At 38.9% G+C, this 10,754-nt stretch carries 11 protein-coding genes and 2 pseudogenes; 2 read left to right on the forward strand and 11 right to left on the reverse strand.

What is annotated here, in order from left to right; all coding sequences use genetic code 11:
- Positions 1–548: 548 nt before the first annotated feature.
- Positions 549–2,441 (reverse strand): annotated as a pseudogene (locus QZ359_RS00920) (SEC10/PgrA surface exclusion domain-containing protein); the annotation flags it as partial.
- Positions 2,442–2,571: 130 nt separating this feature from the next.
- On the opposite strand from QZ359_RS00920, the gene QZ359_RS00925 reads away from it, so the two are divergent.
- Complete coding sequence (locus tag QZ359_RS00925) at positions 2,572–2,910, forward strand: helix-turn-helix transcriptional regulator (RefSeq protein ID WP_293951993.1); 339 nt, start codon at positions 2,572–2,574, stop codon at positions 2,908–2,910.
- Between the two features lie 144 nt (positions 2,911–3,054).
- On the opposite strand, the pseudogene QZ359_RS00930 reads toward QZ359_RS00925, so the two are convergent.
- From QZ359_RS00930 to QZ359_RS00970, 9 genes and pseudogenes are all read right to left on the reverse strand, one after another.
- Positions 3,055–3,323, reverse strand: a pseudogene (locus tag QZ359_RS00930) (IS630 family transposase); the annotation flags it as partial.
- A 107-nt stretch (positions 3,324–3,430) separates the two neighbouring features.
- Complete coding sequence (locus tag QZ359_RS00935) at positions 3,431–4,096, reverse strand: TrkA family potassium uptake protein (protein ID WP_293951996.1); 666 nt, start codon at positions 4,094–4,096, stop codon at positions 3,431–3,433.
- 13 nt (positions 4,097–4,109) lie between these two features.
- Entirely contained in the window at positions 4,110–5,489 is a 1,380-nt protein-coding gene (locus tag QZ359_RS00940) for a potassium transporter TrkG (RefSeq protein WP_293951999.1), read from the reverse strand.
- A gap of 33 nt (positions 5,490–5,522) precedes the next feature.
- Positions 5,523–6,287 (reverse strand): nucleoside phosphorylase, encoded by a 765-nt coding sequence (locus QZ359_RS00945; protein ID WP_049487699.1) that lies wholly within the window; start codon positions 6,285–6,287, stop codon positions 5,523–5,525.
- Between the two features lie 305 nt (positions 6,288–6,592).
- On the reverse strand, positions 6,593–7,477 hold the full coding sequence (locus QZ359_RS00950; protein WP_153297661.1) for an alpha-L-glutamate ligase: 885 nt from the start codon (positions 7,475–7,477) through the stop codon (positions 6,593–6,595).
- Positions 7,473–7,772 (reverse strand): hypothetical protein, encoded by a 300-nt coding sequence (locus QZ359_RS00955; RefSeq protein WP_293952004.1) that lies wholly within the window; start codon positions 7,770–7,772, stop codon positions 7,473–7,475. Before QZ359_RS00955 ends, QZ359_RS00950 begins: the two co-directional genes overlap by 5 nt.
- A 20-nt stretch (positions 7,773–7,792) precedes the next feature.
- Positions 7,793–8,062, reverse strand: a complete 270-nt coding sequence (locus QZ359_RS00960) for a hypothetical protein (protein WP_365966948.1) — start codon at positions 8,060–8,062, stop codon at positions 7,793–7,795.
- Positions 8,063–8,234: 172 nt separating this feature from the next.
- Positions 8,235–8,420, reverse strand: a complete 186-nt coding sequence (locus QZ359_RS00965; RefSeq protein WP_293952007.1) for a hypothetical protein — start codon at positions 8,418–8,420, stop codon at positions 8,235–8,237.
- Between the two features lie 57 nt (positions 8,421–8,477).
- The gene (locus QZ359_RS00970) at positions 8,478–9,038 is read right to left on the reverse strand and encodes a TetR/AcrR family transcriptional regulator (RefSeq protein ID WP_000111608.1); all 561 of its coding nucleotides are present in this window, start codon (positions 9,036–9,038) and stop codon (positions 8,478–8,480) included.
- 253 nt (positions 9,039–9,291) lie between these two features.
- On the opposite strand from QZ359_RS00970, the gene QZ359_RS00975 reads away from it, so the two are divergent.
- Positions 9,292–9,915: a cysteine hydrolase gene (locus QZ359_RS00975; RefSeq protein ID WP_000483066.1), complete on the forward strand. Its 624-nt coding sequence runs from the start codon at positions 9,292–9,294 to the stop codon at positions 9,913–9,915.
- A gap of 173 nt (positions 9,916–10,088) precedes the next feature.
- On the opposite strand, the gene QZ359_RS00980 is transcribed toward QZ359_RS00975, so the two are convergent.
- A partial coding sequence (locus QZ359_RS00980) for an IS3 family transposase (RefSeq protein ID WP_293952019.1) occupies positions 10,089–10,754 on the reverse strand: 666 nt, incomplete at its 5' end.

Genomic DNA, 10,754 nt, shown 5'->3' on the forward strand with positions numbered 1-10,754 from the left:
GTTTTCTCAATAGGATTGTACTCAGGTGAGTAGGGAGGAAGTGGTAAAAGTTTATACCCCAAGGATTCAAGCTCTTTACGTTTTGCTTCAAGGTCAGCTAAACGTTTAGCTTCTACTTGCGCACTATACAAGGCGAAGAGTTTGTCATAAGTCTTTTGGTCGAGTTTCTGTTCTTTCAACAACTTGTCAAGGATAGTTTGTGCCTCTTTCAAGGCAGTTACTTTCTCTTTAAGAGTAGTTTCTTTTTCAGAAAGGACTTTCTTAGCTTTAGCTAAGTTAGGCTCTGCGTTGAGCAAGTTTTCAAGGTCAGCCTTGGCTTGTTCAAGTGTCTTAGTAGCTTGTGCTACTTTTTCTTTAGCAAGTTCAAGATTATTTTCAGCAGTCTGCACCAGTGCTTTGAGTTCAGCCAATTTATCTTGTTCAGTTGCTAGGTTGTTTTTAGCGTTAGTAAGGGCAGTCTGCTTATTAACAAGTTCTTGTTTCGCTTTATCAAGGTTTTGTTGCTTGATTTTAACGTCAGCAGTCAAAGCCTCTAGTGCTTTCTCAGCATTTTCTAAGCGCTTGTTAGCATTAGCAAGGGTGTCTTGTGCCTTTTCAAGATTGCTTTGAGCAGTCGGTGTTTTCAAAGGTGTGTCTTTAAGAGCATCCAATCGTTTTTGAATTGTTTCCTGCTCACCTTTAGCTCTGATATTTGCAATCGAAGCACTTGTCTTTTCACGCTGTGCCATAGAGTTTTCAGTCTGAGCATTTAATAAGGCAGAATTTGCAGTATTATAGGCTTTTACAATACTTTCTGCTGTATTATTGTTAGGCACTTCAGTCTTATCTAGCTTGTTGCCAGATACTTGTTTGTCTGATACAGTAAAGAAATGAGCGCTAGTTCGTCCAGTACTACTAGACAGTCCTAATGCAAAATACTCTTTGTTTGCCCCTTGGCTAGTCAATCCCGTAATACTTTGAGCATGTAACCACTCCCAACCATTAAATAGCAATCCAGAAATACTTTCATAAACCCATTTTTTAGCATCATCCATTGTATGAATTTTATCACCATTATTGATACTACTTAAATTTTCTAAAGCTTGTCCAGATTCATCATCAATAGCAGGTAAGCCATACTCACGTGCAATCCGATTAATAAGCTTGTTATGATGTCCTGCTTCGACTCGCCAATCATCTGCCACATATCCTTCAGTAATTTTGTCTGATACATCAATCATTCCCTTAGTTACAACTGTTTTTGGAGTTCCAAAACGTTCACGAATTTGGTTTATTAGACTATTTGCAAAATTTGAAAGTTCTATCTTTTGCTCATTTGTCAAATGATTAGCATCTACAGCAATTGTTTTATCACTAGGGTTGGATTTAAAATTGTTTAAATCAATATTAGATTGATTAACTTTCTTCAAATTTTCTTTAGCTTTCTCTCTATGTTCTTTCCACTTAGCACGTTCATTTGAAATGTTATAAGGATTATTTACATAGGATTTCAAAGCATTAACATAGTCATCTGTAACTTGAAAAGTGTTAATTGATTTATAACTACTTTCAGCCCTAGTAAATGTATCCTGTGCTTGGTCAAGAGCAGTTTGTGTCTGACTTGCTTTATTTGTTGCGTTTGTCAAAGCAGTTTGAGTGCTTGCTACTAACTTACTAGCTTCTGTCAACTCGTTTTGGACGCTTGAAATTGCGTCTGCACGTTTCTTGTCATCAGCCTTGGCTTGTGTCAAAGAATTTTCAGCGTTTGATACACTAGTTTGTGCTTGTGCTTGCGCTTTTTCAGCGTTATCCTTTTCAGCAATAACTTTCGCTTGTCCTGTACCGTCAAGGACAGCTTGTGCGTTATCTACATTAGTCTGTGCGTCCTTAACTTCTTTTTCAGCACTTGCTACTTTGTCCTCAGACTTCTTAACTACGTTTTCTTGGTCTGCGACAACTTCTTGTGCTTTAGCAAGGTCATTTTTAGAATTTATCTCTTGCTTTTCTGCATCAGATTTACCATTTTCAGCACTAGCAACCTCTTGATTTTGCTTTTCAATGTTTTCTGGTGTAGCTTTATCCTTGATTTCTTGTGCCTTATCTACCTCTGACTGAGCATTATTCTTTTCGGTCTGTGCTTGGTCTTTTTCGGTCTGTGCTTGGTCTTTCTTGGCTTTTGCTTGTTCTACTTCTTTGGTAGATTTATCAAGCTTATCCTTAGCTTCGTCAACCTGACCTTTTGTAACTTCCTTAGTAGGAACTTTTACTTCAGTTTTCTTAGGAGCTTCTTTCTCTGCCAAAGCTGGTTCGATTTGAGAAGTTGTAGGTAATGGAAGCTCCACTGTATCTGCTTGAGCAGTTCCGATTGTTCCGACAAGACCAGTGGTTGCGATGGCAGAAATAACCGCACCCGTATACAATTTTTTAGCAGTACCATGACTATTTTCCATAGTTTTTGACATCTATAAACTCCTTTGTATAATGCCCTATGCATTTTATTCAATATAGTACTATTCTACCATACTTTTCTCGTTTTTGGATAGTTTATTATACTTATTTTTCAAGAAAATAGATAGTAAAATGGTACATAGTATGGAATATAATAAATTACAAAAGCATATCGCATTTCGAATACGTGAATGCAGAAAAGACCAAGGTTTAAGTCAGGAAAAATTATCTGAAATAGCTGGTCTAGGTGTTAAAGCGATTCAAAATATAGAAAACATGAAGTATGATTTTAAGATAAAAACTCTTGAATCCGTAATCAAAGCCCTAAATCTAACGGTCGAGGAGTTCTTCAATCTTCAATCATTTGAATCAGATCGAGAAGATTCTTCAGAAGTACTTTTTGAAAACTTAACAAAATTACCCAAAGATAAGCAAGGAAAAATTATATCTTCATTTAATGAGATTGTAAAGAATATCAAATAAACCCAGCCAAAATAAATTTTGGTTGGGTTTTATAGTAGATTGAAATAAGATTTGAACAAATCAATTAGAAAAGTTAAATTAATTTCTAAAAATGTTTTAGCAGCTGTGGTGTACTATTTTGGTTTCAATCCACTAGCGAATGGTAGTTGGGTGACATCCGAATTCAGCAGCTATCTCAGTCAAATAAGCGTCTGGATTGTTAGTAAGATAGTTTTTAAGTCTATCTCTATCAACCTTTCTTGGTTTTGTTCCTTTTACTTGATGGTTTAGCTCTCCTGTTTTCTCTTTTAGCTTTAACCAGCCATAAATGGTATTACGTGAGATTTGGAAAACGTGTGATGCTTCTGTTATACTACCTGTTCGCTCACAATAAAAGAGAGAACTTTTCTACGAAAATCTATTGAATATGCCATAAGAAGGTTATACCACATTATGTACTATTTTTGGTTCATTTTACTATATAAGGGTTTCTACCTCTATTTGCTATCTTGAACATCAAAAAAAGAGGGGATTCCCCTCCTTAGGAATTTAATTCTGCTAAGTTATCTAGATACTGGTTGTTAATGACTGCCAAGATATAGGAATCTGCTTTCAAGAGGTCATTAGGACCAAACTGGACATCCAGCGGTGAATTTTCTTGTTCACGAAATCCTAGGACATTGAGATTGTATTTACCACGTAGATCCAGCTGGCTTAGGCTTTGACCTGCCCAAACACTCGGAATTTTCATCTCCACGATAGACACATTTTTATCCAGTTGAAAGACATCCACATTGTTATGAAAGAGAATGGTCTGCGCTAGGGACTGGCCCATTTCATACTCAGGCGAGATTACCGAGTCAGCACCGATTTTTTCCAGTACCTTCTTGGCTGTCTGGCTTTTTACCTTGGCAATAACCCTTGGTACACCCAAACTCTTACAATGCATCACTGCAAGCACACTCGACTCTAGATTTTCCCCTGTTGCCACTACAACCGTATCACAGGTATCAATTCCTGCGGTTCTGAGGAGTTCCTCGTCTGTAATATCGCCCACAACTCCACGCGCCAAAACAGGCTCAAATTGATTGATACGCTCGGCGTGGTCGTCAATGGCAATAATATTCATATCTTGCTTGGCGAGGGCTGTCAGAACACTACTCCCAAAAATCCCCAAGCCTAAAATTCCAATCGTACGATCTGACATCGTTCTTCCTTTCTTATCCAATACTAATATCTGCTTTCATATACTGAATCAAATCTTTCTTATCCGGCTGGTAATCCGCTAGACTCACCAACAAGGTCAAGGGACCGATACGGCCAATAAACATAAGCAACATGACAATACTTAGGGCTAGCTTGCCCAATTCTGGTGTCAAATTTGCCGTGACCCCAACTGTCGCAAGGGCGGAAATGGTCTCAAACATGAGGTAGATAAATCGCGGTGTTCCTTCTGCCGTAATTCCCAACAACATCAAACCCAACAAGAAGGTCATCAAAAAGATAATGAAGACACTAAAGGATTTTTGGACTGTTCGAGCTTCAATGGTTCTCTGCGCAACATTGGCATGAGGCAAGCCCAGCAACTCACTACGAGCAAAGACCAATAAGACAAAGAAGGTCGTAATCTTGAGCCCCCCAGCCGTCCCTCCAGGCGCGCCACCCAGAAACATCTGTAGGATATAGATAAATAAGGTCACAGGCCGAGCTTGGGTGTAGTCAATAGAGGCAAAACCAGCCGTTCTCATGCTGACAGTTTGGAAAAAGCTGACTAGCACCTTCTCTGGGACACTAAGATTACCAATGGTCCCAGGATTGTGCCACTCCGTAAAGAGTGTGGATACTGTCCCAAACAGCAAGATCCCTGCGGTCAAGAAGAGGACCAACTTGGTGTGAAAACGCAGACGACGCTTTTTCTTCTGGCCTAGCTGGGTTGCCAAGTCAAACCAGACCATAAAGCCCAGACCACCCGTGATAATCAAACCAGCAATGACCAGATTGATTAAAGGATCCGTCTGATAATTCACTAAACTGCTACTGCCGAAATTATCAAAACCAGCATTACAAAAGGCTGAAATGGCTAAAAAGATAGAGGTAAAAATGCCCCGTCCCCAGCCGAACTCAGGAATAAAGCGGAAACTTAGTAGGAAGGCACCCAAGCCCTCCACCAGAAAAGTCGTCAAAAAGATAGACCGCATAAAGGCCTTCAGTGACCGAGTTTCCCCGTAACTAAAGCTCTCCTGAATGGTTTCACGACTGCGAAGACTGAGCTTTTGCTTCCCCTGAATATAAAATACCCCGATAAAGGTCATGAGCCCCAGACCACCAATCTGTATCAAGAGCATACAAATCAGCTGACCCCAGACATTATAGGTGGTAGCTACCGGCTGCGTAAAGAGGCCGGTCACACAGACCATGGACACCGTCGTAAAAAGATGGTCAAAATATGTAGCCTGCGAACCGCTTGCCTGTACAAAAGGCAAACTCAAAAGGAGAGAACCTATAAAAATAACTCCAGCGAAACTTAAAAAAATCCGACGAGCTGGCGAAAGTCCGCCAAAGGCCCTTTCAAGTTTTTTCACAAATAATTTGAATAACATACATCCATTGTACCATAAAAAGAGGGAGAGTAGCTATATCTGAGAAGTTATCTCAAGGCAGAGTTCCAAGGCCTTCTCAAAAGCTTCTGAACCCCAGTCACGACTATCGTACTGGTCCAAGTCTGCTAAGGAATCAGCTGTGAACAACAATTCACCCCAGAGAACCCCTCGCAGTTGGGCTACTGCCGCAAGCGCAGAACACTCCATCTCCACAACAGCACAGCCTTCCTCCTTGCGATAAGCCACCTTTTCAGCTGTTTCTCGGTAAAAACCATCTGTGGTCCAGGTCATGACTTCTTCATAGGGAATCCCTCTGGCCTCCAAAACTTGCTCAATAGCAGCAATAGCCTCTGGCTGAATTTCCATATAACGAGAAGGGGCCACATAGTGATAACTAGCTCCTTCATCTCGCAGAGCGCGAACAGGGACTAGAAAGGCATTTTCTTCTATATCAGCCAGCACACCACAGGTTCCAGTGGAAATAATCTGCTCCACACCATAGCCAATCAACCAATCCATAAGCTGGGCTGCTGGAGCTGAACCAACAGGAGCCTGAGCCAGACAAAGTTCTTCGCCTTTGTAGTTCACGACATAAACTGGATAGGTCTTGGTGGCAGAAACAAATTCGCCGGCACAGTCCGCCCCTACTTCCCTCGCATAGCGGTCAATCTCCTCACCTAAAAAAGCATAGACACACTTCTTTGGTAAGTGCAAGTCCAGCCCCTCGTGATTGGGCATGATGACCGCTTGAGGATTGTCATCAAACTCTAAAATAGGAATCGCATGTTTCTGAATCATAACTCACCTCCTCTAATTTTGTACTATTGTATCAAAAGATGACACAGTGTCAAGGAAGAGATTGATAAACTGAGGGGAAAAAAATCTCAGTATTCTTGGGATTCTCAAAACTAAGTGATTTCATAAATCATAAGGAATTAGAGTAAACATCACAAACGTAGCCCCTCTGTAATTAAAATCTGCAGAGGGGGGCGTTATATATTAGTAGTTGTTGCTGATAACTATTACCTTGAAAGAAAAGTATTTATGTCTTACTCTATCTAGACCTTATTATCAAATTTTTAAAAGATCAACTTCCAAGATAATCATTCACTATAAAGAGCTTCTAATTCCCGCTTTAAATATTCAGCCAGATGTTGATGAGCAAAAATATCAGCATTCTGCTCCGCTGTAGGATTATAGTTTGTATTGGTATTTACATCATACACATAAATATCTCCACTTTCTGATTGAACCCATTCTATAGCTGCCACATCAATATGAGCATTTTTAAGGAAGGCTTCATAAGCTTCTTTTTGAGATTCTGGTAGAGGTTCTGTAATTTGGAATTTTTCAGAAGTTTCCAGTTGTTCTGGCCTCTTACCGATTTGACAACCATCTGCTGGACAAAGTTGGAGACCATCTGAAGAATCAATTGAAACAGTATAAAGAAACTTCTGATTGATAAACTCTGAACGACGGATACGTCCATCACTTGGTTTGATGTAGGCTTGTAACAAGGTAATCCCGTCCACTGAAGGTTCAAAGAGGGGACTATTGACATAAGCGTCCAGTTCCTCTTCATTTTGGAAGAGTTGAACTCCTAAGCCTTTTCCTGCTCGATTATGCTTGGTAATCAAAGGATAGATGTTTAATTTTCTTGCTGCTTCAATGATGTTTTCTTGCCCTAAAACCGCAACTGTTGCAGGAGTTTCAATACCAGACTCGTTCAACTTCAAATATTGTTTGACTTTACTGATTTCAAGGTTGATAGCACCAGTACCATTCACAACCTTGCGATCGTGCACTTCTAGCCAAGTAAGCACCTGCTCTGTAAATTCTGGTGCATAACGATGACCTCTGGTATGAGAAGATTCGGACATACGATTGTAAAAGATTCCTTGCGGCGGTGGGCTTTGAAGATCTAATATCCCACTAGACAAATTCCATAGTTCATAAGGGACTTCCAATTCTTCCAACCATTTATTAATTTTTTATGTCAAATACTTTATCATCAAATTGTTCAGCTAGTATAGTTGCTGAGTGATAAAGTTCCTTTGCTTTATTTTTATCATTTTCAAAATAAAGATAGCACTTAGCTTCAAATACTGAAATTCCAGGTTTATAGACTTGCAACATTGTTACTGATAAAATTTCATTCATCTTTTTTACTAGAGATATCATATGCTTATAGTCATTACGAACAACATAAACACCCGCTATGGCACAAAGAACTGATAGTAGCTCTACATTATACATTTCATCACTAACTAATTGCTGTTTCAACAACTTAATCCGAAAATTATCTAATGCTCTCTTCTATAAATCAAGTCTTGACATTGCATAGCAAAATAATCAATTAATAGTAAATCATTGAATGTGTAAACTTGCTTAAAATAATCATCAAAAATATCTTCAGCGAAACTACCTGTCCCTGTTCTTATCAAATCTAATATTCTTTCAATCAAGTCTAGACTCAGCAACTCTTCCTCAGGAAGGATGTCACCGTAACAATTATAAACTTCCTCAATTAAAGTTAGTTTTTCCGTAATACGCTTGGAATCTCCATATACTATACTGGAGACTTCATGATACGGTACTTTATCTTAAAGTATTCCTCAGGAAGAGCTAGTTCTTTATTTTCAAGAAAAGTATCTATCGGAACTTCTAATCGCTTAGATAAATATTGTAACTTAGTAATTGTTGGCAAGGATTGCCCAAGCTCAGTACGCATCAGCTGTTTGATTATTAATTCAGCTTCTGTCCACAGACCTCTTCTCTCGTCAATTTGTGACGTTCACGTTCCTGTCTTACTCTATGACCAATTTCAGTTTTAATATCTGTTGTCATTCTTACCTCTTCTCTCGTCAATTTGTGACGTTCACGTTCCTGTCTTACTCTATGACCAATTTCAGTTTTAATATCTGTTGTCATTCTTACCTCTTAACCACAATCCATAAATTAACATACTTTTAATTCTTCGGCTAAAAATTAACAATAATTCTTTTTCAAATCCGTCATATTATTTTCCAAAACTTGGATGTCTTGGCTGACTTTGAGAATGACAATGCTTCCTTGAATACTGGAGATGACTTGACGGGCCTGCAAATGCGCCCGCTCTTCTGACCAGTCAGCATGCAGGTCTTGCAAGAGGCTGGCTAACTTCTCTGTCCACTGGGTCATAAAATCATTGAGAGGACAGCGGAAGTTCTCATCTTCTGTGGACAATTCCACAATCAGATTACCAATTGGGCAACCATAAAAGACCGTCTGACTTTCATGAAATTGATAAACCCAGTCAATCATATCCGAAAACTTGTCACTGTAAGACTTGTCTGCTTCAAAAATATCTTCAAAAAGCTCTTTTCGCCAATTTGCTAAAATATCTTGAATGACCGTCAAACCAATTTCCTTCTTAGATGTGAAATAATAATAAAGCTGCCCCTTGCCAACATCAGCTGCCTCCATGATGTCACTGATGGAGGTGGCCACATAACCCTTCTGATAAATCAATTCCTCAGCACTTTGTAAAATACGCTCTTTAACGCTCATCTGCTCACCTCTCTTTTTTCCTATTATAGCAGATTCAGAGTCTGAGACCAAACAATTGAAACCACCACCTTTTACCACTGTTTTATCATTAAAATTTTTGTTCTGAGCAAATTGATTTACAAATTCAATTTTAGATGTTATTATAATTGTACCGAACGGTCAGTATATAACTAAAACTACCATTTGGAAAATCATCAAACTAACAGTCTAAATTCCTATTGGCTGTTAATCAAATCATATTAGGAGGAACCTCATGTTCAATCAGAAAAATGTCGCATTTGTTATCACAGACCCACAAGTTGAATTCCTAAAACATACTGGTAAAGGATTCGGAGCAACTAAAGACGTTCTTGAAAAAGTTAATACTATTGAAAATCTGACAAAGCTTTTCGCTCTTGCTAAAGAGCGTGGCTACAAGCGTTTTATCTCACCGCACTACTTCTATCCACACGATCACAAGTGGCAATTTAAAGCTGCTGGTGAAACGATGATGATTGAAAACGAAATGTTTTGGCGTGATAGTCAATATTCAGCAATTCCAGAAGGCTCTGGAGCAGATATGATTGAAGAGATTAAACCATTTTTGGATGAAGATACTATTGTTGTCAACGGACATAAAATCTTTGGCCCAGAAAGCAACGACCTTAACCTTCAACTCCGCAAAAATGGTATCGACACCGTCATCTTGGCTGGTATGAATGCTAATCTCTGCGTGGATTCACACATGCGTGAACTCATAGAATTAGGCTACAATGTCATTGTTGTTAACGATGCTGTCGGTGCTCCAGGTGAAGAAGCCTACCAAGCTGCACTGACAAACTACGGCTACATTGCCAACCAAGTTTTGACAACTGAGGAAGTTATCGCTCAACTTTAGAAAAACACCACCATCCAAACTACTCAACTGTATGGAGCAATTCCATAATGATAAAGAAGAGTGACTTCAAGTATCAAACCTACAAAAAAAGCTGAGTAAACCGTCTTTGAAATCAGAAAAACGCATAATATCAGGTAATAAATGTACTGACCCCAAAAAGTTAGACAATTAATTTATCCGAAGGATTTAGTTCTGTATTGCACAGGGCTAAGTCCTTTTAGTTTTACCTTAATTCGTTTATTGTTGTAGTAATCAATATAGTCTACAATAGCTTGTTCCAATTGCTTAAGCGACTGAAACGACTTCTCATAACCATAAAACATTTCCGATTTCAGAATCCCAAAGAAGGACTCCATCATACCATTGTCTGGGCTGTTACCCTTACGTGACATGGATGCTTGAATTCCCTTACCCTCAAGAAACTGATGATAAGAATCGTGTTGATATTGCCAGCCTTGGTCACTATGGAGAATCGTATTCTCATAGTGCTTCTCTGTGAATGCCTGTTCCAACATTGTTTTTACTTGTTCTAAGTTGGGTGAAGTTGAAAGATTATAGGCGATAATTTCGCTATTAAAGCCATCTAAAACTGGTGATAAGTAAAGCTTTTGAGTACTTGCTGGAATGGCAAATTCTGTCACATCTGTGTAGCACTTTTCCATTGTTTTAGAGCCTTCAAATTGGCGTTGAATGAGATTCTCTGCCTTCTTACCAACATCTCCTTTATGAGAAGAATATTTTCGTTTCTGTCGCATTTTAGCTTGTAAATTGAGTACTTCCATCAAGCGTTGAACTCTTTTCTGATTTACCAGATAACCACGATTTCTTAGTTCTAAATG

The sequence above is a fragment of the Streptococcus sp. genome (genome assembly GCF_019414905.1).
In the GTDB taxonomy this organism is placed as follows: Bacteria; Bacillota; Bacilli; order Lactobacillales; family Streptococcaceae; genus Streptococcus.